Consider the following 26808-nt stretch of genomic DNA (forward strand, 5'->3'; position numbering starts at 1 on the left):
TCATGTGGATTAATGAATTACTAAATATGTAATTACTGTAATAAAATTCTTAATTATTTTATAAAAACTCTAAGGTAAGTTTTTAAAGCTATTTTTCAATGCTTTACATACATTACACATGATGAATTTTTAAATAATAATAGAAAATGCCAGATTACCGGAGGCGGGTAAGGAAGAATACTTTTATAAAAAGTATAATGCAAATCGAAGAAAATTCTATGGATTTCTTGCTTTTCTTTAAAAGGGTTTGCGGTTGGTTTTTATATATAATCTTCTTTCGTAATATAGTAAAATTACAGTTTCTTGCTTTGCCGATAAAAAAGAAAAAAGCATAGCCAACTTTTTTAGACAACTATGCTTTATTTATTTACAACTCTAGGAAAAATTTCAGCTCATAGATTCCCACTTAATCCCATTTTGCGTCAGGAAAATACATATTGTGATAAGATTTTCAGGGTTCTGTCACATTTCGTCCTTCCCAGACCACATTTCGTCCTTTTACTATTGCTTATTTTAGATAGATTGCTAAAATAAAGAAAAAAAGGCGGAGCAAGTCATGAACAACATTGTAGATCAATATGTAGCAAAATTGGTAGAAGAGAATGTAGTTGATGATATTGGCGTATTAAAAATCCGTTACGCTATATCGGCTTTAGCAAGTGAAATAGTAAAAACGATGGTAATGGTTGTAGTATTTTATATGTTGGACTTGCTTGCTCCGTTTCTTTTTACAATGGCAATCATAATTCCCGTTAGAATTGCCTCAGGAGGACTTCATTTTAGCAGTAACATTGGATGTTTTCTTGCCAGTCTAACATTTTTCATCCTTTCAGTATTGCTGCTTCCTCAAATTCAACTAACTACCATCACGTATCATTTTATTCTTCTTCTCAGTGCTGCTGTGATTTGGGTCGCCCCACTTGTTCCTTCGAAACAGAGGCCTATCATCAGCAGAGAAAAATACTTATTTAATAAGTATCTTTCAATTATCTTTTCTAGTGTTTATGTTATTTTGCTTCTTTTTATTTTGGACAATCAATATTTCGTAATTTGTGGGATATGGGCTTTATTCTTACAAGCATCACAATTATTTTTCTTAAACATAGTAAAAATTTTTAGGAGGTTTCTAAATGTTTAAAAAGCTATCAAATCTACTTTTCGTCTCAGCTGCTTGCTTTTTATTGGTGGTTGCAGATGCTGCAATGTCAACTACATCCCTTGTTTATCATGGAGAACCTGATTGCCCTAAAGAATTATTAAAATAATACTTGGACAACCAGTTGGTTTTCTTCACAAAAAATATTAAGTTTGCCGTTATATTTAGATGCTGTACTTTTTACATTATAGAGCCCATATCCTCTCCTGTCTCCATCTTTAGTTGAATATCCTTTTTTGCTCATTAAGCCATAATTTTCGCTGGTTTGGGGGAAATAAGTGTTTCTGACTTCAATAATTTTTTGATCGTTTTCAATATCTAGTGTAATAAATACTTTTCTGTCATTTAATTCTAAGTTTTTTACATAATCAAATGCGTTGTCAATTAGGTTCCCTATTATTTCAATTAGCTCGTACTTCTGGCAAGGAAAATCAGGGAAAGTTTTAGCGGGTAAATAATAAAAACTAATGTGATTTTGTGCGGCGTCATTAGCCTTCACGTAAAGAAGACCGTTTACAACACTATCGCCGGTTTGATAGGATATGTTTTTATATCCTTGTTCTCTTTTATTTATTGTAAGTTCATTTATATAATCTTCTATGCTTTTTATTGCATCTTCGGACTTGTTCGTATGTATCAGGCCTTCAATGGTCTGTATATGTTTTCTGAATTCATGTTTTTCTGCATATAAACCATTTATAAGATTCTCTGTCATTTCCATATACTGTTCATGTATTATGATCATTTCTTTTTGTTTTCTTTCATCTGTCAGTTTTTTCATCAAATAAACGTTCATAATAACCCATAATAATGCAAACATTATTAAAATTCCTATATCACCATAAAAAGCTTTACTGTTTGTATCCCAAATATATAATGTAAAAATTGAAAGTACAAATAAATTACCTGCTATTAAATATATTTCTTCATTATAAGTAGAATAAAATGGTCGGATTCTTAATTGTAAAACTCGGCTTCTTCCTAAAAATAGGCATATAATTAAAATAAGTATTAAATGAATAAATCTTTCCGCTATACTTAAAGTATCAATATCTTTTATAAAATTACTTATAAAAATAAATAGTAATTGTGTTGTAGCATAAATAGCTAAAGTAAAAATATATTCAAAAAAAACACTGATAATCCTAATTCGTGTCATAAATGAAAGTAAAACAACAAAAGTCATATAATTTATAAGATATCCAACTGGAACATAAAAAGCATCGGTAAGAGTTGTTATCGATGCAACAGTTAATGCAATAATTAATACTTTAGATTTATTTTCAAGATATTTCGAGTTAAATAAATTCAATACAAAACAAATTGATAACGCTTCAATAAAAGATCCTGCAAAAGTTTCATAAAGATTCATATTCTTCACCTTCCTTATTTACTAAATGTTTGTATTTGCATATTAGTTCTTGATAATATTTACTATCAAGATAAACAGACTCTTTTTTGTCTTTCAACAGAATCGCGTATTGTTTATTATTCAAATTTCTAATTCCATCTATTTTTTTCATATTTATCGCTAAAAATTTGTGGCATTTTATAAAAAACTCAACATTTATCGTATCCATCACTTCTTTAAGACTGATTCCAATAAGTCTTAGAACTTTGCTGCTTGTATGCAGAAGACAATAATTGTGTTTCTTTTCTGCATAATAAATTTCTTCAATATTAACGAGAATTTCTCCCTCATCTGTAGTAAAAAATACCATTTTGCCCTTTTCATTATCCTTATTTTTTACCATCTCGTTTGGCAAATCTATATTCATTTCTTCAAAAGATGTATTGATTAAATCTTTAGACATAAGTATATTTTGTTCATGTAACGCAATTATCTTTTTTTGTTTATAATCGTCCGTCAGTTTTTTTAATAAGTAAGCATTTAAAACAAACCATAGCAGAGTTATAGCAGTAATTACAATAATATTTTCATTATATACACTGAGATCGGTATCCCAAATATAAAGACAAATAATAGATAGTACAAAGAGGTTCACTGCAATCAATTCTGTTTGTATCTTATATTTCCTATAGAAGGGTCGAACTTTAAGCTGTAATTTTCTATTTCTTCCTACAACAATACTGACAATTAATATTAACAGTAAATGAATTGCGATCTCCGTTCTTGTCATCATGGGCTGTGCTCCAATGTTACTTGAAATATAAATTAAAATCGTCTGAAACAGAAGAATGATAGCTGAAGAAAAGAGGAATTCAAAAAAAACTTCCATAATATTAATTTTTAAAAGCAAAGAAAATAAGATAATGATTGCAGCATAATTTATAAGATAACCAACGGGTACCATTAACGTATCTGTAGCAACAATAATTACCGCTGTAATAAGAGGCAATAAAATTACTATATATTTATTTTCCAGATATTTTGAATTAAAAATGTTCATAAAGAACAGCAATGTCAGTATTTCAAAAAAAGACCCTATCAACGTCTCATACCACGTCATAATACATACACCTTACCCTTCCTTTTTGGCTAACTGCTTGTACTTTTGAAAAACATCCTGATAGTATTTGCTGCTAAGATCAATAGATTCTTTCTTGTCTCTGAAGGTAATTTGCCATAGACGGTAATTCAATTCGATGATGCCAAATATTTTCTTCACATTAACGGCAAAGGACTTATGACAACGCAAAAAATATTCGTCGTTCACGGTATCAATTACCTCTTTTAAGCTGATTCCAATAATTCGAAAAATTTGGTTTTCCGTATAAAGATAACAATTGTTTCGCTTGATTTCTGCATAATAGATTTCATCAGGATTGATTAAAAACTCTCCCTGTTCGGTGGTGAAAAGTACCATTCTGCTTTTCTCGGCCGTTTTCTCTTGTTGACCTTCTTTTTTTATCACAAGGTCAATTAAAGTCATTAGCTTAGAACTGAATTCATCCAAAGGAAACGGTTTTACAATATAGTCATAGCAATGAAGTTCTTTAAAAACTTCCAGCTGATTTTGAGAATAGCCGGTAATGAAAACGATATAAGACAAAGCGTAATCAGGCATTGCCCGGATTTTTCTTGCCAGGGAAAAGCCGTCTATTCCAGGCAAATCGACGTCCAGGAAAAAGATATCTATTTTCGTCTCATCTAATATCTTTAATGCCTCTTCTCCGGTTGATACGCATATGATATTGACATTTTGAGAAGTTGATATCGAATTTTTATATATCTGCACATCAGCAATAGAGTCTTCTACTATTAATATATGTACCATTTTTTACCTCTTAGTTTAATCTAACTTTTAATCTATATAATAACATATTTTTCGACATAAATATTTGGTATTTCTGCATTCTTTTTTATTTTTTCAAAATTAAAGAAGAACAAGCAGAAAGTAAAAAAACTTTTTCCAAAGTTGTTTTATATTCGATTACTATTATAAGTTTTTATAGAATTCAAGTAAATATCTATTTTTATCGAAATAAGGTATCACGCCGGATATATTTAGTACCAAGCGAATGCCACTTATTGAATAAATCGGGTAATGAAAAGGCAAAAGCAACCGATATTATTCTGATCCAGATATTATCGATTGCTTTTCCTTTTGGTTGTATTATGATCAAGCAGGATAGTGGCAAAATCTATCCTGTCGACTACAGATACGGAGATTACTTAATTACACTTTTCCCCATAAGATATTGATCCACTTCTCTTGCTGCCAGCTTTCCCTCTTGAATAGCCCAGACAACAAGGCTCTGACCTCTCCTTCCGTCCCCTGCTGCAAATACTTTTTCCGCATTGGTTTCAAATATTTCATAGTCTGCTTTTATATTGCTTCTTGCATCCCGTTCAAGCTTTAACTCGGCAGGTATCGTATCCTCCGGTCCGAGGAAACCCATGGCCAGCAAGACCAAATCTGCCTTCCAGACTTTCTCGGTTCCGGGAATCTCCAGTGGAATCTTCCTGCCTGCGCCGTCTGCTGCCCAGGTTACATTGACAGTATGTACTTCTGCAACCTCACCTTTCTCATTTCCAACAAGTTTTACGGTGGAAACCAGATAGTTACGAGGATCCTGGCCAAATAAAGCGATCGCTTCCTCCTGCCCGTAATCGACTTTTAGCTTGACGGGCCACTCAGGCCATGGATTACTGTCCTCTATTCGATCTGTTGGAGGTTCTGGCATGATTTCCAGTTGATTGACACTTTTGCAGCCATGTCTGATGGCAGTACCCACACAATCTGTTCCCGTATCGCCGCCGCCAATGACTATGACATTTTTATTTTTCGCACTGATATAGCTTTTATCCTTCAACCCGGAATCCAGGAGGCTTTTGGTATTTGCTTTCAGAAAGTCCACTGCAAAGTGAATCCCTTTCAGATCCTTTCCTTCCACTTCAATTCCTCTTGGTTTGGTTGCACCGATACACAAAACAACTGCATCATACTGATCGACCAATTCTTGAGCAGAAATATCTTTTCCCACTTCCATGTTCAAGATAAAGTTAATTCCGGAGGCTTTCATAAGTGCGATACGCCTCTCAACAACCTTCTTGGAAAGCTTCATATTAGGGATACCGTACATCAGCAAGCCGCCAGGCCTGTCACTTCTCTCATAAACAGTGACTTGATGTCCCACTGCATTGAGATAGTATGCTGCAGATAAACCTGAAGGGCCTGAACCCACCACAGCTATTTTCTTTCCGGTATCTTTACCTTTCTTTGGTTGTACCCAGCCTTTTTCAAATGCATTCTCGATAATGGCATGTTCAATACTGTTTACTGCCACAGCCTCCATAATATAGCCCTCTGTACAGGCTCCTTCACAAGGGGCCGGACAAACACTCCCGGTAAATTCCGGGAACGGATTCTTTCGGATCAAACGCTTGTATGCCTCTTCCCATTGTCCCTTATAAACCAAGTCATTCCACTCCGGAATTAGATTATGTACCGGACATCCAGAAGCCATTCCATTTAACATGACCCCCCCATGGCAGAAGGGAACACCACAATTCATGCATCTGGCACCCTGTATTTTGATTTCATCCGGCTTCTGTGCCAGCTTAATTTCATCCCAGTCCTCGATTCTATCTAGAGGAGGACGCTTTTGGGGAGTCTTTCTATCGTATTCTAAAAATCCTGTTGCTTTACCCATCGTGATCTCCTCCTATTCATCTCTGAAATTCTCTGCAAATGCAGCCATAAGCGCTTCCTCTCCGTTCAGGCCGGCTTCATAGGCTTTGTTTATGTTGGTTTGAATACGCTTATAGTCTTTCGGTATCACCTTGGTAAATCTGTTTATAAAGTTAGCCCAGTCTGCCAGAATTGCCTTACCCTGAAGACTGTCTGTATAGGTAACATGATTTTGAATCATAAGCTTTACTTCATTGATTTCTTTCTCAGTTTCCAATTTTTCAAGAAGTACCATGGACTGATTGCAGTAAACCGGATCAAAGTCAAGAATGTAAGCAATTCCGCCGGACATTCCTGCTGCAAAGTTTCTCCCGGTTTTACCAAGGATAACGACTCGACCGCCTGTCATATATTCACATCCATGTTCTCCGACTCCTTCTACAACGGCTTTTATACCGCTGTTTCTGACACAGAATCGTTCTCCGGCCAAACCGTTTATGTATGCTTCGCCTGAAGTGGCACCGTAAAATGCAACGTTCCCGATGAGAATATTTTTATCAGGCTCGAAGTCTGATGTTTTCGGCGGGTACACGATAATTTTGCCGCCGGAAAGTCCCTTCCCGATATAGTCGTTAGCGTCTCCTTCCAGTTCCAGGAACATGCCCTTTGGAATAAAGGCACCAAAGCTCTGACCTGCAGATCCAACAAAGGACAGTTTAATCGTATCTTCAGGAAGTCCTTTTTCTCCGTATCGCTTAGAGATTTCACTTCCAACAATGGTTCCCACCACCCGGTCCACGTTATTGATCTTCAATTTTGCTCGAATCGCTTTCTTTTCTTCCAGAGCATGCTTGCACATTCTAAGAAGCTTTTTCATATCCAGCGTTTCTTCCAGCATATGGTTCTGCGAATGTTTATGATATCTGCCCACATCAGCACCCACATAAGGTTGATAAAGAATTCGGGAGAGATCTACCAGAGAAGCCTTCCAGTGCTTGATATATTCCTTACCTTTCAGCTTATCCGTACGTCCTACCATTTCATTTATTGTTCGGAAGCCTAGCTTCGCCATGATTTCACGCATTTCCTGAGCCACAAACCTCATAAAGTTTTCAACATATTCAGGTTTTCCTTTAAAATTCTTTCTCAGCTTTTCATCCTGGGTTGCGATACCGGCCGGACAGGTATTCAGATTGCAGACTCTCATCATAACACAGCCTAGAGCAATGAGCGGTGTGGTTGCGAAGCCAAATTCTTCAGCACCCAACATGGCTGCGATAACCACATCTCTGCCGGTGAGAAGCTTTCCGTCTGTTTCTAAAATAACGCGATCCCTTAATTTATTCAGCAGTAAGGTCTGATGGGTTTCTGACAGACCCAGCTCCCATGGAAGTCCTGCATTTCGGATACTGGTCATAGGGGATGCTCCCGTTCCGCCATCGTATCCGCTGACCAGTATGACGTCTGCCTTTCCCTTGGCTACTCCTGCCGCGATAGTTCCAACACCTACTTCTGAAACAAGCTTTACGTTGATTCTTGCATCTCGGTTGGCATTTTTCAAATCATGAATCAGCTCGGCAAGATCTTCTATGGAATAGATATCATGGTGCGGCGGCGGTGAAATGAGCCCTACACCAGGGGTAGAATGCCTGACTTTTGCAATGGAGGGGTAAACCTTTGGTCCTGGAAGCTGTCCTCCTTCTCCCGGTTTTGCTCCCTGAGCCATTTTAATTTGAATTTCTTTCGCATTAACCAGAAAATTACTGGTTACGCCAAATCGTCCGGATGCAACCTGTTTGATGGCACTGTTTCCTGAATCTTTATTATCAGTTACTTTAAACCTTTCTTTATCTTCTCCGCCTTCCCCGGTGTTGTTCTTTCCGCCGAGACGGTTCATGGCCACGGCCAGACACTCATGCGCTTCCTTGCTGATGGATCCATAGGACATGGCGCCTGTCTTAAATCTCTTCACGATGGATTCTACCGGTTCCACTTCTTCAATGGGTATGGTGTCTCCTGGAAGGATATTAAAGTCAAGAAGGTTTCGCAGTGTATAAATTTCCTTGTCGTTTATTTTCCTGGAATAGCTCTTGAATAAGCCGTAATTTCCTTCTCTGCAAGCTCTTTGAAGCAAATAGATGGTTTCCGGATTGTAAAGGTGGATTTCCCCGTCTTCTTTACACTGGAACTGACCGCCAATCTCCAGCGTATCCGCGTAAGGAGAATTTTCATCATACGCGCTTTCATGTCTCATTTGATTTTCCATAGCGATTTCTTCCAAGCCGATTCCTTCTATTCTGGAAGGGGTCATGGTAAAGTGCTTTTCTATTAAATCACTATTTAAACCGATGGCTTCAAAAATTTGCGCTCCATGATAGCTTCGCATGGTCGAAATACCCATTTTGGTCAGCACCTTCAAAACACCCTTAACAGCAGCCTTGATAAAGATTTTCTCTGCCTTCTCATAGGATTTTCCTTCTAAAAGATTCTTTTCTGCGAGATCCTTTAACGTTTCATAGGCGAGATAAGGATTAATTGCCGTTACACCGTAACCGATCAATGTGCAGAAATGATGCACTTCTCTTGGTTCGCCGGATTCAAGAACCAGACCTACATTGGTTCTGTTCTCTCTTCTGATCAGATGATGATGGAGCCCTGAAGAGGCCAGCAGTGCAGGAATAGCCGCCTGATTCTCATTAACTCCTCTATCTGAAAGAATAATGATATTCGCACCTTCACTGATAGCTTTATCCGCCTGTCTGAAGATCCTGTCTAATGCTCTTTCCATGGCTTTTGAGCCGTCTTTCACCTTATAAAGCATGGATATGGTAACTGCCTTAAACTTATCATTATTCAGATTTTTTAATGTCAGCAACTGTTTATTGGTAAGAATGGGATGTTCCAGTAAAATACTGGCTGCTTTCTCTCCGTCCGGATCCAGCAAATTCCCTGTATCTCCCAATAGAATACTGCTTGATGTTACAATTTCCTCTCTGATTCCATCAATAGGAGGATTGGTTACCTGCGCGAAAAGCTGTTTAAAGTATAAGTACAGCATCTGAGGTTTTTCTGAAAGAACTGCCAATGGCGAGTCCATTCCCATAGATCCGATGGGGTCCTCCTCCTGCAAAATCATAGGCAATAGAATTTTATTCACATCTTCATAGGTATAGCCAAAGGCCTTCTGAAGCTTGATCAGTCCTTCCGTGAGTGGCTCTTCTTCCTGATCTGAAACAGGAATATCCTTAAATTTCACGATATGTCTTTTGTTCCATTCACTATAGGGATGAGCGGTAGCTATTTCTTTCTTTATTTCTTCATCTGCGATGATTCTTTTCTCCGTGGTGTCAATGAGCAACATCTTGCCCGGTTCCAGTCTGCCTTTATATTGAATATTTTCAGGCTTTATATCAATAACTCCGACTTCTGAAGCCAGAATCACCTTTTCGTCTTTCGTAACATAATATCTGGAAGGTCTGAGTCCATTGCGATCCAATACACTGCCGATGATCTCACCATCTGTAAATGCCATAGCTGCCGGACCATCCCAGGGCTCCATAATAAAATCATGAAATTCATAAAAATCCTTTTTCTCTTGAGTCATCAGTTCATTTTTTTCCCAAGGTTCCGGAATCATCATCATCACTGCATGAGGAAGTGTTCTTCCGGTAAGAGAAAGAAATTCCACGCAGTTGTCAAACATGGCCGAATCACTGCCCGTTTCATCAATAATTGGAAAGAGTTTTGTAAAGTCATCGAAAAGTGGAGAATCTATACATTTTTGCCTGGCCTTCATCCAGTTTACATTACCGCGTATGGTGTTAATTTCGCCGTTATGAACAATATATCGATTTGGATGCGCTCTTTCCCAGCTCGGAAAGGTGTTTGTGCTGAATCTGGAATGAACCATACCCAGTGCCGATACAAAATCCAGGTCGGAAAGATCCAGATAAAAGCTTCTGAGCTGCTGAGCCGTAAGCATTCCCTTGTACACGATGGTTTTTGAAGACAGGCTCACTATGTAAAAGGTTCCTCCTTTGTCTTCGCACATGGGTACAATGATCTTCTCTGCTCGTTTTCTTATCGTATACAGTTTTCTTTCGAATTCTTTTTCATCACTGATATCATTGCCTTTTTCTATGAAGACCTGAATAAATCTTGGCATGATGGCTTTTGCACCTTCCCCGATGGTTCTTTTATCGATGGGGACTTCTCTCCAGCCCAGTATTTTCTGTCCTTCTTCCAGGACGATGGATTCAAAGGTATCCATTTGGGTTTTGCGAAATTCATCATATCTATGAGCAAAGATCATTCCTACCCCATAGCTTCCTTTTTCCGGTAAAGGAAAGCCCAGTACTTCACATTCCCTTTGGAAGAAATCGTGAGGTATCTGGACCAGGATTCCGGCTCCGTCACCAGTATTTTCGTCTGCTCCACTGGCACCCCTATGGCTGAGATTTTCTAATACCGTTAATGCTTCATCTACAATTTCATGTGTCTTCTCTCCTTTAATATTTACGACAAATCCCATTCCGCAAGCGTCATGTTCATATGCCGGATCATATAGACCCTGTTTTCTGTTTTGTTGATCATAATTTTCCATTCTTTTTATCACACCCTTTGTAAAGATTTTCATTATGTTTTCGACATAAATTTCAATTTAAATTTGATTATATCCTTTCTAAATGGTTTTGTAAATCAAAATTTTTTGAAAATTCAATTAATCTGAATATTCCATAAAAAAAAGAAAGGCCCTATGAAACGAATTCATATTCGTATCATAGGGCTGAACAATGTTGATAATAATGGGATTCAAGCGATTAAATCAAACCAGTAATATGACCACCAGAACTCCTACTGCAGTTCCCAAACTTTTATACATTTTTCCTTTGGTTCTCTTTTCTTCTGCGGCTTCGGCAACCTGGGCATCCAATAGTGTATAAGCTCTGGAAAAGAGGCTGTATTGACTTCCCATATCTGTTTTGCCCAATTCTATGCCCAGATCAGAAAGTACTTGCTTATCTGCTCTTGTTAACGAACTGTCTTTATAAACAAGCTCAACTGCCTGATTCCAGCAATTTGCAAAGTCATGTGCGAAATCTTCCCTCAGTAAACGGCTGGTGGTTTCAAAAAGCCTGCCTGCCAAGCTTATTTTCATTCCGCTTATCTTTATAAAAATTTCAGGTAAGGGATCCAGCCTGTATTTCATTTCCGATTCTAAAATCTTGATTGTCGTAATAAGGTCCTGCAAATGCAGCACTCTGTTTTCATAAGTTCTTGCTTTCAAATGGCCTGCCGCAATTCCTGCTATTATAATCAGAATACACAGGATAATTTTTACCATTCTTCTTCCTCCTTTCTTAGCCCGCCCAATCTGTTTTCCATTAGATCATGCTGATATTTCTCCAGTCCCGAATACCTGCAATGGAACCTGTTGCCGGTATATTGGATAGAAATATCAATCTTTCAAAGACACCGGAAAGCACCATTTCACCGATGCCGGAGCTGATCAGATCCTCATAGGTGCTTCCGTGAATGGTGGTAAGCAGCTTGATTCCGGCACAGACAGCTGCCTCTATGGCATAACAATCTTCTTTTTTTCCGATTTCATCTGTGGCGATGATATCCGGTGCCATAGATCGAATCAGCATGATCATGCCTTTTTCTTTCGGGCATCCATCCAGTACGTCGGTACGAATTCCAAGGTCATAGGAAGCCTGGCCATGATAAGTACCGGATATTTCCGAGCGTTCATCACAAACCCCTACCTTATGGCCCATACCGCTCAGGTTGCGGATCATATCCCTTAATAAAGTCGTCTTTCCGCACTTCGGCGGTGACACAATAATGGTATTATAAATCTGATCATTTCCTTTCATAATATATCTCATACAGGGATCCGAAACTCCTATAATTTCTCTGCTTCTCCTGATATTGACGGAGGAAATGTCTTTGATTGTCTTTACCCGGCCGTTTTCCATAACCGTACGCCCGCAAATGCCCACCCGATGGCCTCCTTCTATTGTAATATAGCCATTGGAAAGCTCTTCCTGATAGGCGTAAGCGGAATGATTAAGAATTGTATTGAACACCATGTTCAGTGTTTCCTTGTCCATTTTTTTGCCGATCCGGCTCTGAAGCTCATATTCTCTGCCTCCGGCTAATATCATGACTTGATTACCTGTTCTGATTCGGATTTCTTCCAGATTGTTAAGGACATGATCCGGCAGTCGTTTTAATTGTTCTCCGATATCTGCAGGCAGTTTTGTGAGTATGTTCTCAAGTCCATTCATAATTTACGCGCCCCCTTCTTATATGCTGTCATTACATCATATGAAAAGGACAAGATATTATTACAAAATAAAAGAGACAATTAACGCAAAAAAGCACAGTGGGTTTCTGCCAACTGTGCTTTCTCAATTATATAATATTTTTTCGGATTTCTTATTCTTCTTCCGCGTTTTCTTCTGATTTATTTTCAGGCGTAACGTAAAGCTTCACCTTATCAATTCTTCGATCCTTTACGGACTCAATTTTAAAAGTGCATCGGTCGATCTCAACGATTCGTTCCTGGGTTTCATCTGCATCCGGAATTTCACCAAGAAGTTCGATAATCAATCCGCCTATGGTTTCATGCTCCTCAGATTCCAAATTCAAAAGAAGTTCCTCATTCAGATCATCGATGTAAAATTGACCATCAATCATATAGGTATTGTCATCGATTTTTTCCATTTTTGCTTCATAGTCGTCATATTCATCGTCAATGTTTCCCATAACTTCCTCAATAAGGTCTTCTATGGTAACAATTCCGGAAAATCCGCCGTATTCATCAATTAAAATTGCAATATGAACTTTAGATTGCTGCAGCTCTCGGAAAAGGTTATCTATATTCTTGCTTTCCGGAACCAAATAAGGTTTTCTGAGAAGATTTTTTATATTTACATTTTCAAATCCGTGTTTTCTGGCTTCTATGGTAAAATCTTTAATATAGAGAATCCCAATGATGTTGTCGGTATCTTTTTCGTAAACGGGAATTCTTGAATGTCTTGTCTCAAGAAGTTCATCCACGTAATCCGATAAATTGTCATTGATATTGATCATATAAACATCGGTCCTGGGCGTCATGATTTCATAGGCAAGTATATCATCAAATTCAAATATGCTGTTAATCATATCCTTGCCGATTTCCTTGATTAAACCGGTTTCCTGACCGACTTCAAGCAAGGACTTGATTTCTTCTTCTGAATACTGCTCCTCAATATTGCCGTCCTTGATTCCGGTTAACCGCAGTAAAAAGGTTAACGACGCGGAAAGCAGCCATACAAAAGGTCTGGAAATCTTAGAAATAAAGAGAACCGGTTTTACAGCAAACAATGCTATTTTTTCAGAATGATGAAGGGCCAATCTTTTCGGATACAACTCTCCCAGAACCAGAGTTATATAACTCAGAACAAAGGTTACTAAAACAACCGCAACTTGTGTACCGTAGGGAATCCCTAATCTTGTAAAATAAGAACCGATATCACCCGACATCCCTGTAGCGGCCGTTGCACTGGCTAAAAATCCAGCCAACGTAATTGCTACTTGAATGGTAGATAAAAACTTATTCGGTTCCTCATATAAATCTAATAGGAGCTTTGCCTTTTTGTTGCCATCTTGCGCTAGTATTTTAATTTTATTTTTGTTTACTGAGACAACTGCCATTTCTGCCGAAGCGAAAAATGCATTTATTAAAATAAGCACTGCTAGGAATAGTAGTTGAACCGCTACTGACATACTCGGGTCAGGATCCATATTATAATTTCCTCCTTTAAATTGCTGTGGATTGCATATTATATACTATTATACCACTTATTTCTGCTTGCGTAACATAAATTTTTCAGAAACAGGGTGTACCATTTTTATTTTTACAATCTGTTGAGGATGCGGCGCGGAATCGATCGGCTGATCCTCCTCATCTAAGAGTATCTCTATATTTTGGGTAAAATAATCAGTATTTGGCCCAAAAACTTCGATTTCATCCCCGACATTCATTTTATTCCGCTGTTCTATGACAGCCAGGCCGGTTGCTTCATCATAGCTTTGCACCAGGCCGACAAAGGTATAATCCCTGGTGTAAGCACTGGTTTGATAATTCTGATCCTTATTGGTAGGTTTATCAAAGTAAAAGCCGGTTGTAAATTCTCTATGACTTACCTTTTTCAGCTCGGATAGCCATTCGGGCCGGAAAATATAGCCTTTCGGATCATCATAATAAGCATCGATCGCTTTCCGGTATGCGCTGACAATGGTGGCTACGTAAAAAATGCTTTTCATTCTTCCTTCGATTTTAGCGGAAGAAATTCCAGACTCCACAATTTCAGGAATATGCTCAATCATGCATAAATCTCTGGAATTTAGAATATAGGTACCTCTTTCATCCTCTGTGACCGGATAATACTCCCCAGGACGCTGTTCCTCTACCAAACTGTATTTCCACCGGCAGGGATGTGCACATTCACCTCGATTGGCATCCCTTTCAGTCATAAAGTTGCTCAGCAAGCATCTTCCGGAATAGGAGATACACATGGCACCTTGAATGAAAGCTTCCAGTTCCAGGCTTTCAGGAAGTTTTCTACGAAGTTCTCTGATTTCCTGGAAGGTGAGTTCTCTCGCCAATACGATTCTTTTCACCCCTTGCCTATGCCAAAACTCGGCAGTTTTAAAATTGGTGGTGTTTGCCTGAGTGCTGAGATGGATTTCGGCATTCGGAATAGCTTCCTTCACCATCATCAAGATACCGGGATCTGAAATAATAAATGCATCAATGGGTATTTCCTTGATCGATTGCAGATATCGTTCCAATTCCTCAATATCATCATTATGTGCAAACACATTTAAGGTCATATGTGCTTTCTTTCCCCTGGCATGGGCATAATCTACACCCTCTTTGATAGCTTCCAGGCTGAAATTTTTTGCTCCTGCCCGCAGCCCGAACATCTCACCTCCGAAATAGACGGCATCTGCACCATAATCAATGGCTATTTTTAATTTTTCAAGATCTCCGGCCGGAGCCAGCAATTCAATTTTTTTCATTTCTTATCCCCTTACCAGCTAATGATTGACGGCAAATTTCCAATGACATCATTATAGATTTCTGCGGTTTATGATGCTTACTGCCACGCCGTCACCCACTGCCAATACAGAAGTATCTGCAACAGCAGGATTGGTAATGTGCGGCAGATATTCTCTCATTCTTCGTACGCTGGTTTTTTGTCTTCTATCAGTAATATATTCATCAGAAACGGTTCTTGCTTTTAACAGTACATTATCTGAAATAATAACGGATTCGGGTTTACAAAGTTTACTGCTTTCCGAAAAAAATTCCAGATATCTGCTCTTTGCGGCATCGATAAATACCATATCATAACCTTCCGTTTCGACGTTCTTTATCGCTGCCGTAAGCGTTTTCAAATTTTTTCTTGCATCTCCCAGTATAAGCCGGATCCGATGAGTCAGGCCTGCCTTTTCAATATTTTCACTGGCAATCCGGTACATTGCTTGATTGATTTCCAAGCTGGTTATTTCAACATTCGGTAATGCAGACGCGAAACAAATGGAAGAATATCCTACAGCGGTACCGATTTCAAGAATGCGGGCAGGTTTTTTCAGCCTGATTAAATTTAGGATCAGCGTCTCCGTATCTCTCAAAATAATGGGGATTTGGTCTGCCTCTGCTGATTGCCGCAGATCTTTTAAAAATTCATTGACAGGCTGATACAGACTGTCAATATAGGCTGTAACCTTATCGTTTACAATGTTCATTTTTTCCTCTCTGCCCAAATCGTAAAGCAATTAATTGATATATTTATCCTTATCTCTCAAAAACTGGTCATAAGTCTCTGAAAAAGCATGTGATCCGTCTCCTTTCGCCAGGAAATACAGATATTTCGTGTCTGCCGGATATAAAGCAGCCTTGATTGAATCGGCTCCGGGAGAACAGATAGGTCCCGGAGGAAGGCCCTGTTTGAGGTATGTGTTGTAGGGCGATTCTATCTGAGTATCCTTGATGCTTAAAACGGGTTTCTGCTCTCCGAGAATGTATTGTACGGTAGCGCAGGATTGAAGAGGCATGCCAATCTTAAGCCTGTTGTGAAATACGCTTGAAATAATGGGCCTGTCCTCTGATACTCTTGCTTCTCTCTCAATGACGGAAGCCAATGTAATCACTTCGTTGATGCTCATTCCCAGTTCTTTCGCTCTGTCATAGTATTCTTGCGTAAAGATCTTATCAAATTGGGAAAGCATACGGTTGATAATGTCATGTTCCTTTTCCGTAGTAAAGATATCATAGGTTTCCGGAAATAAATAACCTTCCAGTCTGTTGGTGCCTGCCGGAGCATCCTTCAAAAACTTGTAGTCAAAAATGCCGGTTTCAATTTCCTGTGAAAAAGCGGCAGGATCGATCAAACCTTCCTGAGCCAGCTTTTCTGTTGTCCGTCTGATATCGTATCCCTCGGGAATAGTGAACCGCAAAGTATTGGTATTCCCCGATACCAGTATTTTCATCATTTCTTCCATGGACATGCTTGGAGATAAAGAATATTCCCCTGCTTTAAATTTTCCTTCATACCCACTTGTTTTTGATTTCAGTTTAAATACTCCCACATTATCGATGAGATTCTGTTCTTCCAAAATATTGGCAATACCGGCCGTTCCGGTGCCTGAGGGTACTACAACCAAAACAGATTCGGTATTTTCAGGCTGAAGGGGTTTTGATTCATGGTTCAAATAGAAACTGAAAATCAAAGCACCGGCAAGAATAACAATCCCTGTTACAATAATGCTGCTGATGATAAAACGTCTTTTATTCTTAATCTTATTTCGTCTCTTTCCCATACTCTTCCTCTATGGTTCATCAAATTTGCATTGCAAAATATTAATTACATTATCATAAAAATTTCGCAGAACAAACCATCCTGCGAAATCTTATATAACTTCTAACCACGTTATTTTGCTCTTGATAAATATTCACCAGTTCTGGTATCAATCTGAATTATTTCGCCTTCTTCTATAAAAATAGGGACCTGAATGACGGCTCCTGTTTCAACAGTAGCTGCTTTTGTTACATTGGTAGCAGTGTCACCTTTCACTCCGGGTTCCGTTTCGATAACCTTCAGATTTACAAAGTTAGGCGGTTCTACGAGGAACGCACTTCCTTTGTAGAATTTTATTGTTGCAAGGTCATTTTCTCTCAGATATTGTATCGCATCTTCAACCTGCTCCTGCATTAGCGGTACCTGGTCAAAGGTTTCCTGATCCATGAAATAATACAATTCTCCGTCACTGTATAAGTACTGCATGGCCTTTGTTTCAATATGCGCTTTCGGGAATTTGTCATTTGGATTAAATGCTTCTTCTCTTGTTGCACCGGTCAGGATATTTCTGTACTTTGTTCTTACAAAGGCAGCTCCCTTGCCCGGCTTTACATGCTGGAAATCAAGAACAACGTGAGGCTCTCCATTAATTTCGAATGTAATGCCTTTTCTAAAATCACTTGCATAAATCATATTGTTATACCTCCAAAATATTTCAAACAATAATAAGTTCTTTTTCAGACCGAACTTTATTTATTATACCAAAACTTGTTACAATTGCCAAGTCTTCAATACGAACACCAAAACGATCCGGTATGTAAATACCCGGCTCTATGGTTATCACCATATTTTCTTCCAGAACTTCCTCACTTTTGGCATTTAATGTAGGTGCCTCATGAACCAATTTTCCTACTCCGTGTCCGAGGCCGTGAGGATATTCTTTTCCGTAACCGGCTTTTGTAATAATATCCCGAGCTATTTTATCAGCGTCAAAACAACTGACACCGGCTTTGATAAAATCAATAGCGGCAAGCTGTGCCTCCAGAACGATTTCGTAAACTCTTTTCATTTCCTGTGAAACAGATCCGATGGCAATGGTTCTCGTCATATCACCGCAGTATCCATTGATCACCGCACCAAAATCAAGGGTGACGAACTCCCCTTTTTCAATGATTTTATCGGTAGGCTCTCCATGAGGGAGGCAGGATCTTTCACCTGATACGCAAATGGTGTCAAAGGCAAGACCTTCCGCCCCATGTTCATAAAGAAATCGTTCAATTTCATTCGCTACGGTTTTTTCACTCATTCCCGGTTCGATGAATCCAAGAATATGTGAAAAGCATTGATCGCCAATGGCAGCCGCCTGAGAAATATAGTTGATTTCTTCCTCGTTTTTAATTATATTACTGCCCAAATTTGATCACTTCCCCCAAAATGTTATATACGTCATTGATCAGCATGGAAAATCTCATCTCAGCTTGCACATACTGGGCAGCCAAGGGATCTTTCATTAAAATCTGATAAAGAGATTGGATTTGTTCCATCATTTCCGGTCCAAGCTCCTCACCCATCATTTGCTTTGCCTGAAGCTGAAACTGCTGAGCCTGAAAATCATTCAGCATAGCCGTCAGTTCCTCATTTTGTGATACCGTCGCTTTCAATTCTGCATACTGTTTATATTCTGCCGATTCTTTGATTGCCCTTGCTAAATTATGAGCTTCATCATGTACGTTCACGGTTCTCCTCCTTTCTTAGCCCGCCCAAGTTGCGTAACAAATTGATGCGAACTTATGCAACGTTGATTTATCGATTTCTGCTGTTTGCTGCAATAACACCCTCTTCGGTTTAGACCTCTAAAAAGATCGGAAGGATCACAGGGCTTCTTTTTGTCTTTTCATAGATAAAGTTCTTCAATTCATCCTTTACGGCGTTCTTTAAGCCGGCCCAATCTCTGAGACCTTCTCCGTAGCACTTATCCAGTCTTGCACTGACTGCCATTTTAGCGGAGTTCATTAGATCTTCATTCTCTCTTACATAGACAAACCCTCTGGAGATGATATCTGGTCCGGAGCAGATCATTCCGCTAGCCTTGTCGATAGCCGCAACCACGATAATCAGGCCGGATTCCGATAAGAGTTTTCTGTCTCTCAACACGATATTTCCAACATCGCCAACTCCAAGTCCGTCCACAAGCACAGCAGATGCAGGAACTTCTTCCTTCGACATAACAACAGAGTCTTTTGTCAAATGGAGAACCTGGCCGTTCTTGAGAATAAAGATATTTTCTTTGGGCTTCCCAAGGGTTTCCGCAATAAAGGCATGCTGTTTTAAATGTCTGTATTCTCCGTGTACCGGCATAAAGAATTTCGGCTTAATCAAGGACTGCATCAGCTTCAACTCCTCTGAGCAGGCGTGGCCGGATACATGGATATCAGCGATATCTGAATAGATTACATCTGCTCCCTTTTCGAAGAGTTTATTCACAACATTGGAAACGGTTTTTTCATTTCCTGGTACCGGACTCGAGGACAGGATTACCATATCACCCTTTTTAATCTGTACGGCCTTATGGTCTCCTGAAGCCATACGCGCCAAAGCAGACATGGGTTCTCCCTGGCTTCCGGTGGTAACAATGACAAGTTCTCTGTCCGGAATATTTTTTGTCTTGTTGATGTCAACCAGTACATTTTCAGGGATTTTTAAATAGCCCAGTTCAATAGCCAGGTTTACCACATTCACCATGCTTCTTCCGGAAATAGCTACTTTTCTTCCGAACATCACGGCCGTATCCACAATTCTCTGAACCCTGTGAACGTTGGATGAGAAGGTAGCTGTCAGAATTCTGGACTCAGAACCTCTGAAGATATTTTCAAGAGCAACGCCCACTGTTTTTTCAGAAGGGGTATAGCCTTTTCTTTCCGCATTGGTGCTGTCAGCAAGCATCAAAAGAACGCCTTTCTTTCCCAGCTCCGCCAGTCTCTGGAAGTCAATCGGTTCTCCATCTACCGGCGTATAGTCGATTTTAAAATCTCCGGTATGGAAAATGACTCCTGCCGGCGTCTCGATTGCCAGACAAATGGCATCAGCAATGGAATGCGTGGTTCTGATAGGTTCAATTTTAAACTCCCCAAGCTTTACATGCTGACCGGCGGTAATGGTATTCAGCTTTCCTTTAATACCATGCTCTTTCAGTTTATTTTCAACCAATCCCAGGGTTAACTTCGTACCGTAAATTGGGATATTGAGTTCTTTTAAAAGATATGGGGTAGCCCCGATATGATCCTCATGACCATGGGTCAGTATCATGCCCCTAACCTTATCTTTATTTTTAATCAAGTAACTGAAATCTGGTATTACAATATCAATTCCGAACATTTCATCTTCAGGGAATGATAGCCCGCAGTCGATAATCATAATGTCATTTTTATATTCCAATACGGTCATATTCTTTCCGATTTCGTTCAAACCGCCGATTGGAATTAATTTTACCGGGCTAACTCCTTTATTATTTTCAAGTATTTTCAAATTAAATTTCCTTTCTGTATTTTTTCTTTCATCATCCATTTGCTTTGCAAATTGGGTGAGCGATTATCCGTTCTTATAACGCTACTGCAGAAAATTTTTCGACTGTAGAAAAATTTTCTTACATCTGTGCGTTTCGACGCGGGCGACATCTTGTCACCCTATTATTTTACGACAATGTTAACTAATTTATTAGGTACTGCAATGATCTTTATTATTTCCTTATTTACCAATAATTGTTTAATCTTTTCAAGATCCATGACAGCAAGTTCAAAGGCTTCTTTGCCAAGGCCGTTGGCTACCTGAACTTTTTCCTTCACTTTGCCGTTAATCTGTACGACGACTTCAACAGTATCCCTGATCAAAGCCGTATCATCATAAACAGGCCATTTCTGAAGATAAACGGTGCCTTCATGACCTGTATACTGCCACATTTCTTCGCAAATATGCGGAGTAAACGGCGATAAGATCAGAATCAGATTATCGATGGCTGTTTTCAGCAAGCCAAGATTCAGATTTTCTGATTCCTTATATCTGTAAATTTCATTGACAAGCTCCATGATGGAACTGATTGCCGTATTGAAATTAAATCTTCCGCCCACATCCTCAGAAACCTTTTTGATGGTGGCATTCATGGCATAGGAAAGCTTCTTATCCTCTTCGCTTTCTGCCTTCCAGCTTTCCGGAGCATCGGAAAGCTTATCGGAAAGTTCATAAACCAGCCGATAGACTCTGTTCAGGAAACGATAGCTGCCTTCCACTCCGGCATCAGACCATTCCAGTTCTTTTTCCGGAGGTGATGCAAAAAGAATAAACAAACGGGCCGTATCCGCTCCGTATTTATTGATGATTTCTTCCGGACTTACTACATTTCCTTTCGATTTAGACATTTTGGTACCGTCTTTTAATACCATGCCCTGAGTCAAAAGATTTGTAAACGGTTCATCTACCGGGCAATATCCGATGTCATAAAGGAATTTCGTGAAAAATCTGGCGTAGAGCAAATGTAAAATTGCATGCTCAACACCGCCGATGTATTGATCTACAGGCATCCAGTATTCGGCCTTTTTCTTATCCCAAATTTCGTCTGCATTTTTAGCATCGGTATATCGCAGGAAATACCAGGAGGAATCCAGGAAGGTATCCATGGTATCCGTTTCTCTGGTGGCCCTTTTACCGCATTTCGGGCAGGTAGTATCCATAAAGGTTTTGCTTGTTGTAAGCGGAGATTCACCCTTACCGGTAAATACGACATCCGTCGGTAGTAAAACAGGCAGATTTTCCAATTTTTCCGGTACCCATCCGCATTCTTCACAATAGATCATCGGAATTGGGGTTCCCCAATATCGCTGCCTGGAGATCAGCCAGTCTCTCAGACGGAAGTTGATGGATTCATTTCCGATCTTCTTTTCTTCGAGATACGCTATAATTTCCTTTTGAGCCGTAAGGTTATCCATGCCGTTAAATTGATCAGAATTAATTAAATTTCCTTCTGCGACAAAGGCGGATTTCAGGTTGTGAATGTCGATTTCCGGATTTTGCGGATCTACAACAGGAATAATGTCCAGTCCGTATTTGATAGCAAAATCGAAATCTCTCTGATCATGGGCCGGTACCGCCATAATTGCTCCTGTCCCATAATCCATCAAAACATAGTTTGCAATATAAATCGGAACCTGTTTCCCATTCAGCGGATTTACCGCATATCTGCCGATAAAGACACCATCCTTTTCCAGGTTTGTGGCAGTTCTTTCAATTTCGGTTAAATACTGCAGCTTATTTAAAAATTCATTTACAGGTGCTTCATATTCACTTCCTGCAATGAGGTCTTTCACATAAGGATGTTCCGGCGCCAATACCATGTAGGTTACACCAAAGAGTGTATCCGGCCTTGTGGTAAAGATTTTCAGTTCCTTATCAAAGCCCTCTATCTCAAAATCAACTTCCGCACCTATACTTTTGCCGATCCAGTTTTTCTGCATGACCTTTACCTTGTTCGGCCAGCCCTCCAGCTTGTCAATATCCGTTAGCAGTCTGTCGGCATAATCGGTGATTTTTAAATACCACTGGTCCAGATCCTTTTTTCCTACTTCGGTGGAACAGCGCTCACAAGCACCGTCTACAACCTGTTCGTTGGCGAGAACCGTCTGGCAGGAAGGACACCAGTTAACCGGGTTTTTCTTTTTATAAGCAAGACCTTTTTCAAAAAATTGTATAAAAATCCACTGCATCCACTTATAGTAATCAGGATGGCAAGTGGCGACTTCTCTGTCCCAGTCATAAGAAAGCCCCAGCTCGGAAAGCTGGTTCCTCATCTCCGCTATATTTTCCCAAGTCCAAACGTTTGGGTGAATGCCATGCTTTATTGCCGCATTTTCTGCCGGAAGTCCAAAGGAATCCCAACCCATTGGATGCAGAACATTGTATCCGTTCATTCGTAAATATCTGGTTGCAACATCTCCGATGGAATAATTTCTCACATGTCCCATGTGAAGCTTTCCGGAGGGATAAGGGAACATTTCCAAAAGGTAATATTTTTTCTTATCTTTCTCCTCCGTTGTTTTGAAAAGTTGACTTTCTTTCCAGTATTTTTGCCATTTGGCTTCGATTTCACCGAAATCATAGCGCTCAATCATTTGATTCAACCTCCGTATTTTATTACTGCAATGAATGATCTTCTAGTGTTATAAAACTGCAATCGCTCCATACCTTTTCAATATTGTAACGCTCACGCTGCTCCACCGAAAATATATTAACAATGACATCACCGAAGTCCATCAGAATCCAGCCTGAATTCTTTTTCCCCTCAATGTTTTTAACAATAATACCTTCTTTCGCAAATTGGTCTTCAATCTCCTGGGACAGAGTACCAACCTGTCTCTCTGAACCCCCGGATGCAATGACCAGATAATCTGCGAAAGAGGATTTTTCGGAAATGTCAATGACTACAATATCCAATGCTTTTTTGCTGTCTAAAACAGCTGCTGCCTTTAAGGCAACCTCTCTGTTATTCATTCTCATACTCCTTTCTTTTTATTTCTTCTATCAGATAATCTTTTGCTAATACCGTATCTTCATCCAAATAGCATCCTCTGCTCCTGACGTAGTCAATGGAACGCTCCAGGGACAACATACAAGCCCGGTCCAAATCCTGATATGCCAATTTTCTAAGCTCCTCAACTCCCGGATACTTCCTGTTTGGCTCAATAGCATCCGCAAGAAAGATAATTTTCTCCAGATTAGACATATGAGGTCTGCCGGTGGTATGATAACTGACAGCATTTATCACATCTTCGTCTGTAATGTGATATTTTTCTTTCATCATATAAGCGGCTATTTTTCCATGAGCCAGGTTGTTGTTATTCAGCAATTCCGTTTTGAAACCCAGCTGAAGAACATAATCATTCAGTTCTTGTTCCGAAATTCCCCTGAAAAAGTCATGAAAAAGAGCGGCTGTTTCAGCCTTTTCAGGATCCGCTCCATAACGGTTGGCCAATGCTTTTGCTTCTTCCGCTACAGCGTAGGTATGAATCCGCCTCTTTTCCGATAACTGTTCATCAATCATTTTTTTTATAGTTGTATTATCCGTTCCTTGCATAGCTTACTTATATTATCATTTATACCCATATTTATCAAGTTTTAATACGGAAAGATCATTTCCGTACCATTTGTGCATCTTGATGCGAAAACTGCCTTTATTGGAGCCCTTTCCAAAACAATGCCGAAACAAGGAAGCTCATTAAAGGTACAGCTTTTCCTGATAAATATAGTCTTCTACTGCTTCCGGCAATAGATACTTGATGCTTTTCCCCTTTCGGATTCGATCTTTAATGTCAGAGGAAGAGATTTCAACCTCTGAATTCTTGATTTGAAGGATTTGAGTATCATAGATTTCTCTGAACCGTTCTACCTTTTCCTTCAGTTCCTTCTCCTTGTAGCCCGGTCTCGTTCCTACTATAAAGGAATACTCCTTGAGAAGATCTTCTGCAGAGAACCATTTATCAATGCTTAAGAAGGCATCGGTTCCGATGATAAAATATAATGTTGTATTTTCATCCAAACGGGATTTATATTCCTGCAGCGTTTTTATGGTATAGGAAACTTTGGCAGAAGTCAGTTCCAGGTCCGAAACCGCAAAACCTGCGTTTCCAGCGGTAGCTTTCATCAGCATGGCATAGCGGTGATGGCCCTCCGCTATTTTAGTATTCAATTTAAAGGGCTGTACCATTGCAGGCATAAAGACCACCTGATCCAGACCTGCTTCTCCTCTGGCCTGTTCTGCCAGAATCAAATGGCCATAATGAACAGGATCAAAGGTTCCCCCTAAAATTCCTATCTTTTTCATTTTTACTCCTGGTTAATCACAAACTCCAAGGGAATCATGATTATTGATCTGTAATGGATTTTTTGATCTGTATTCCAAGTTCTTCCAATTGTTCTTCCGAGGCAACAGAAGGTGCTTCACTCACCATACAGACAGCAGACTGGTTCTTCGGGAAAGCAATAACCTCTCTGATACTGTGTTCCCATGATAAAAGCATCACAAGACGGTCAAGCCCATAAGCCAGACCACCATGGGGCGGTGTACCGTATTTAAAGGCTTCCAGTAGGAAACCGAATTTGCTGTTTACCACTTCATCAGACATCTTTAATACTTCAAACATTTTTCTTTGAAGGTTTCTGTCGTGGATTCTAATGCTGCCACCCCCCAGTTCAACACCATTCAGAACGATGTCATATGCCTTCGCTCTCACCTTTCCGGGATCTGAATCCAGCATGTGTACATCCTCAAGTCTTGGGGATGTAAAAGGATGATGCATCGGAGAATAAGTTCCGGCCTCGTCATCGTATTCGAATAATGGGAAATCGACAACCCACAGAAGATTATATTGGCTGTCATCCAGCATACCAAGCTTTCCGGCAATATCTCTTCTTAAGAAGCCTAAGCTATCGAAAACGATTTTGGCTTTGTCTGCAACAATGAATATCAAATCTCCCGGTTTTCCATTGAAAACATCGGTGATTTCCTTCATCTTCTCTGGGGTGAAGAATTTGCTGACAGAAGAAGTCGTCTCAGCCTCACCTATTTTGATCCAGACAAGCCCTTTTGCTCCGAAATGCTTGATAGCCTCCTGAAGCTTATCGATATCTTTTCTGCTGAATTTTTCGGCACCGCCGTCTATATTGATTCCACGAACATCGCCGCCTGCTGCCAAAGCGTTGTCAAATACCTGAAAATCACTGTTTTTTACCACATCATTCAAGGATTTCAGTTCAAAGCCAAAACGGGTATCCGGTTTGTCGCTGCCAAAGCGTTCCATGGCTTCCGCATAGGGATATCTTGGCAGAGGTGTTGTGATTTCCACATTCATGACTTCTCTGAATAATTTTTTTAAATATTTCTCCTGGATTTCTATTACGTCATCAACATCCACAAAGGACATTTCCAAATCGATCTGAGTAAATTCAGGCTGTCTGTCGGCTCTCAGGTCCTCGTCCCGGAAGCATTTTGCCAATTGATAGTAACGGTCGGTGCCGCTTACCATCAGAAGCTGTTTAAACATTTGCGGGGATTGGGGCAGAGCATAAAACTGACCTGGGTTTACTCTGCTCGGTACAAGATAGTCTCTGGCTCCTTCCGGTGTCGGCTTGATCAGCATAGGAGTTTCTACTTCCGTAAAACCTTCGCTGTCAAAAAACTCTCTGGTTACTTTTGAAATTTTATGGCGGAAAGAGAGATTGCGCTGCATCTTTCCTTTTCTTAAATCTAAATAACGGTACTTCAATCTAAGATTATCCGATACCTCGTCGTCATCCTTGATATAAATAGGAGGAGTTTCCGCTTCTGAATATATAACGAGATCTTCCGCAAAAACTTCGATGTCACCTGTGGCAAGATCCTTGTTTTTCGATTCTCTTTCTGCTACAACACCTGCGATTCCAACAACATATTCACTTCTCAGGCTGTCTGCCTTATCGAAAACTTCCTTTGGAATATTATCGTTAAAAACGATTTGAATAATACCTGTTTTATCACGGAGATCGCAGAAAATCAAGCCTCCAAGATTTCTTCTCTTTTGTATCCATCCGTTCAGCACGACCTTTTCTCCAATGTTGTTCGCATTCAGTGTCCCACACATGTGAGTTCTCTTTAAAATGTTATCCATACAGTTCTTCT

At 39.6% G+C, this 26808-nt stretch carries 22 protein-coding genes; 2 read left to right on the plus strand and 20 right to left on the minus strand.

Annotated features, from left to right (window positions below; all coding sequences use genetic code 11):
• The first annotated feature begins 556 nt into the window (after positions 1-556).
• Together KCX82_RS01975 and KCX82_RS01980 are read left to right on the plus strand one after the other, a co-directional pair.
• Positions 557-1138 (plus strand): accessory gene regulator ArgB-like protein, encoded by a 582-nt coding sequence (locus KCX82_RS01975; RefSeq protein ID WP_227016755.1) that lies wholly within the window; start codon positions 557-559, stop codon positions 1136-1138.
• Positions 1131-1265, plus strand: coding sequence for a cyclic lactone autoinducer peptide (locus tag KCX82_RS01980; protein WP_227016756.1), 135 nt, complete (start codon positions 1131-1133; stop codon positions 1263-1265). Before KCX82_RS01975 ends, KCX82_RS01980 begins: the two co-directional genes overlap by 8 nt.
• On the opposite strand, the gene KCX82_RS01985 is transcribed toward KCX82_RS01980, so the two are convergent.
• From KCX82_RS01985 to aspS, 20 genes are all read right to left on the minus strand, one after another.
• Complete coding sequence (locus KCX82_RS01985) at positions 1257-2528, minus strand: sensor histidine kinase (RefSeq protein ID WP_227016757.1); 1272 nt, start codon at positions 2526-2528, stop codon at positions 1257-1259. The genes KCX82_RS01980 and KCX82_RS01985 overlap by 9 nt on opposite strands.
• A complete protein-coding gene (locus KCX82_RS01990) occupies positions 2515-3567 on the minus strand; it encodes a LytTR family DNA-binding domain-containing protein (RefSeq protein WP_227016758.1) in 1053 nt (350 codons plus the stop codon). Before KCX82_RS01990 ends, KCX82_RS01985 begins: the two co-directional genes overlap by 14 nt.
• 72 nt (positions 3568-3639) lie before the next feature.
• Positions 3640-4395 carry a LytR/AlgR family response regulator transcription factor gene (locus tag KCX82_RS01995; protein WP_227016759.1) on the minus strand — a complete coding sequence of 252 codons (756 nt, stop codon included), beginning with the start codon at positions 4393-4395 and terminating at the stop codon, positions 3640-3642.
• Positions 4396-4789: 394 nt separating this feature from the next.
• Positions 4790-6274 carry a glutamate synthase subunit beta gene (locus KCX82_RS02000; protein WP_227016760.1) on the minus strand — a complete coding sequence of 495 codons (1485 nt, stop codon included), beginning with the start codon at positions 6272-6274 and terminating at the stop codon, positions 4790-4792.
• Between the two features lie 12 nt (positions 6275-6286).
• Positions 6287-10855 (minus strand): glutamate synthase large subunit, encoded by a 4569-nt coding sequence (gene gltB, locus KCX82_RS02005; protein ID WP_227016761.1) that lies wholly within the window; start codon positions 10853-10855, stop codon positions 6287-6289.
• A 222-nt stretch (positions 10856-11077) separates the two neighbouring features.
• Complete coding sequence (locus tag KCX82_RS02010; RefSeq protein ID WP_227016762.1) at positions 11078-11596, minus strand: stage III sporulation protein AB; 519 nt, start codon at positions 11594-11596, stop codon at positions 11078-11080.
• A 40-nt stretch (positions 11597-11636) separates the two neighbouring features.
• Positions 11637-12545 carry a stage III sporulation protein AA gene (gene spoIIIAA / locus KCX82_RS02015; RefSeq protein ID WP_227016763.1) on the minus strand — a complete coding sequence of 303 codons (909 nt, stop codon included), beginning with the start codon at positions 12543-12545 and terminating at the stop codon, positions 11637-11639.
• 151 nt (positions 12546-12696) lie between these two features.
• The gene (locus KCX82_RS02020; RefSeq protein ID WP_227016764.1) at positions 12697-14046 is read right to left on the minus strand and encodes a hemolysin family protein; all 1350 of its coding nucleotides are present in this window, start codon (positions 14044-14046) and stop codon (positions 12697-12699) included.
• Positions 14047-14103: 57 nt separating this feature from the next.
• Entirely contained in the window at positions 14104-15327 is a 1224-nt protein-coding gene (locus tag KCX82_RS02025) for a peptidase U32 family protein (RefSeq protein ID WP_227016765.1), read from the minus strand.
• 51 nt (positions 15328-15378) lie between these two features.
• Positions 15379-16056 (minus strand): O-methyltransferase, encoded by a 678-nt coding sequence (locus KCX82_RS02030; RefSeq protein WP_227016766.1) that lies wholly within the window; start codon positions 16054-16056, stop codon positions 15379-15381.
• Positions 16057-16086: 30 nt separating this feature from the next.
• Positions 16087-17130, minus strand: coding sequence for an endolytic transglycosylase MltG (mltG, locus tag KCX82_RS02035; protein WP_227016767.1), 1044 nt, complete (start codon positions 17128-17130; stop codon positions 16087-16089).
• 110 nt (positions 17131-17240) lie between these two features.
• Positions 17241-17801, minus strand: coding sequence for an elongation factor P (gene efp / locus KCX82_RS02040; RefSeq protein ID WP_227016768.1), 561 nt, complete (start codon positions 17799-17801; stop codon positions 17241-17243).
• A gap of 22 nt (positions 17802-17823) precedes the next feature.
• On the minus strand, positions 17824-18522 hold the full coding sequence (locus KCX82_RS02045; RefSeq protein ID WP_227016769.1) for a M24 family metallopeptidase: 699 nt from the start codon (positions 18520-18522) through the stop codon (positions 17824-17826).
• Positions 18512-18844 carry a YlbF/YmcA family competence regulator gene (locus KCX82_RS02050; protein ID WP_227016770.1) on the minus strand — a complete coding sequence of 111 codons (333 nt, stop codon included), beginning with the start codon at positions 18842-18844 and terminating at the stop codon, positions 18512-18514. Before KCX82_RS02050 ends, KCX82_RS02045 begins: the two co-directional genes overlap by 11 nt.
• A 109-nt stretch (positions 18845-18953) precedes the next feature.
• Positions 18954-20633: a ribonuclease J gene (locus KCX82_RS02055; RefSeq protein ID WP_465250608.1), complete on the minus strand. Its 1680-nt coding sequence runs from the start codon at positions 20631-20633 to the stop codon at positions 18954-18956.
• Between the two features lie 161 nt (positions 20634-20794).
• Entirely contained in the window at positions 20795-23263 is a 2469-nt protein-coding gene (gene leuS / locus KCX82_RS02060; protein ID WP_465250616.1) for a leucine--tRNA ligase, read from the minus strand.
• A 25-nt stretch (positions 23264-23288) separates the two neighbouring features.
• The gene (gene rsfS / locus KCX82_RS02065; RefSeq protein ID WP_227016773.1) at positions 23289-23645 is read right to left on the minus strand and encodes a ribosome silencing factor; all 357 of its coding nucleotides are present in this window, start codon (positions 23643-23645) and stop codon (positions 23289-23291) included.
• Positions 23638-24195, minus strand: a complete 558-nt coding sequence (gene yqeK / locus KCX82_RS02070) for a bis(5'-nucleosyl)-tetraphosphatase (symmetrical) YqeK (RefSeq protein ID WP_227016774.1) — start codon at positions 24193-24195, stop codon at positions 23638-23640. Before yqeK ends, rsfS begins: the two co-directional genes overlap by 8 nt.
• A gap of 174 nt (positions 24196-24369) precedes the next feature.
• Entirely contained in the window at positions 24370-24975 is a 606-nt protein-coding gene (gene nadD / locus KCX82_RS02075) for a nicotinate-nucleotide adenylyltransferase (RefSeq protein ID WP_227016775.1), read from the minus strand.
• A 40-nt stretch (positions 24976-25015) separates the two neighbouring features.
• Positions 25016-26797 carry an aspartate--tRNA ligase gene (aspS, locus tag KCX82_RS02080; protein ID WP_227016776.1) on the minus strand — a complete coding sequence of 594 codons (1782 nt, stop codon included), beginning with the start codon at positions 26795-26797 and terminating at the stop codon, positions 25016-25018.
• Between the last annotated feature and the right edge of the window lie 11 nt (positions 26798-26808).

The sequence above is a fragment of the Sinanaerobacter chloroacetimidivorans genome, from assembly GCF_018128545.1.
In the GTDB taxonomy this organism is placed as follows: Bacteria; Bacillota; Clostridia; order Peptostreptococcales; family Anaerovoracaceae; genus Sinanaerobacter; species Sinanaerobacter chloroacetimidivorans.

Excerpts from the sequence above, each read along its gene's own strand:
- KCX82_RS01975 (WP_227016755.1), top strand. The coding sequence starts at position 557 with ATGAACAACATTGTAGATCAATATGTAGCAAAATTGGTAGAAGAGAAT.
- KCX82_RS01980 (WP_227016756.1), top strand. The coding sequence starts at position 1,131 with ATGTTTAAAAAGCTATCAAATCTACTTTTCGTCTCAGCTGCTTGCTTT.
- KCX82_RS01985 (WP_227016757.1), bottom strand. The coding sequence starts at position 2,528 with ATGAATCTTTATGAAACTTTTGCAGGATCTTTTATTGAAGCGTTATCA.
- KCX82_RS01990 (WP_227016758.1), bottom strand. The coding sequence starts at position 3,567 with ATGAACATTTTTAATTCAAAATATCTGGAAAATAAATATATAGTAATT.
- KCX82_RS01995 (WP_227016759.1), bottom strand. The coding sequence starts at position 4,395 with ATGGTACATATATTAATAGTAGAAGACTCTATTGCTGATGTGCAGATA.
- KCX82_RS02000 (WP_227016760.1), bottom strand. The coding sequence starts at position 6,274 with ATGGGTAAAGCAACAGGATTTTTAGAATACGATAGAAAGACTCCCCAA.
- gltB (WP_227016761.1), bottom strand. The coding sequence starts at position 10,855 with ATGGAAAATTATGATCAACAAAACAGAAAACAGGGTCTATATGATCCG.
- KCX82_RS02010 (WP_227016762.1), bottom strand. The coding sequence starts at position 11,596 with ATGGTAAAAATTATCCTGTGTATTCTGATTATAATAGCAGGAATTGCG.
- spoIIIAA (WP_227016763.1), bottom strand. The coding sequence starts at position 12,545 with ATGAATGGACTTGAGAACATACTCACAAAACTGCCTGCAGATATCGGA.
- KCX82_RS02020 (WP_227016764.1), bottom strand. The coding sequence starts at position 14,046 with ATGGATCCTGACCCGAGTATGTCAGTAGCGGTTCAACTACTATTCCTA.
- KCX82_RS02025 (WP_227016765.1), bottom strand. The coding sequence starts at position 15,327 with ATGAAAAAAATTGAATTGCTGGCTCCGGCCGGAGATCTTGAAAAATTA.
- KCX82_RS02030 (WP_227016766.1), bottom strand. The coding sequence starts at position 16,056 with ATGAACATTGTAAACGATAAGGTTACAGCCTATATTGACAGTCTGTAT.
- mltG (WP_227016767.1), bottom strand. The coding sequence starts at position 17,130 with ATGGGAAAGAGACGAAATAAGATTAAGAATAAAAGACGTTTTATCATC.
- efp (WP_227016768.1), bottom strand. The coding sequence starts at position 17,801 with ATGATTTATGCAAGTGATTTTAGAAAAGGCATTACATTCGAAATTAAT.
- rsfS (WP_227016773.1), bottom strand. The coding sequence starts at position 23,645 with ATGAATAACAGAGAGGTTGCCTTAAAGGCAGCAGCTGTTTTAGACAGC.
- yqeK (WP_227016774.1), bottom strand. The coding sequence starts at position 24,195 with ATGATTGATGAACAGTTATCGGAAAAGAGGCGGATTCATACCTACGCT.
- nadD (WP_227016775.1), bottom strand. The coding sequence starts at position 24,975 with ATGAAAAAGATAGGAATTTTAGGGGGAACCTTTGATCCTGTTCATTAT.
- aspS (WP_227016776.1), bottom strand. The coding sequence starts at position 26,797 with ATGGATAACATTTTAAAGAGAACTCACATGTGTGGGACACTGAATGCG.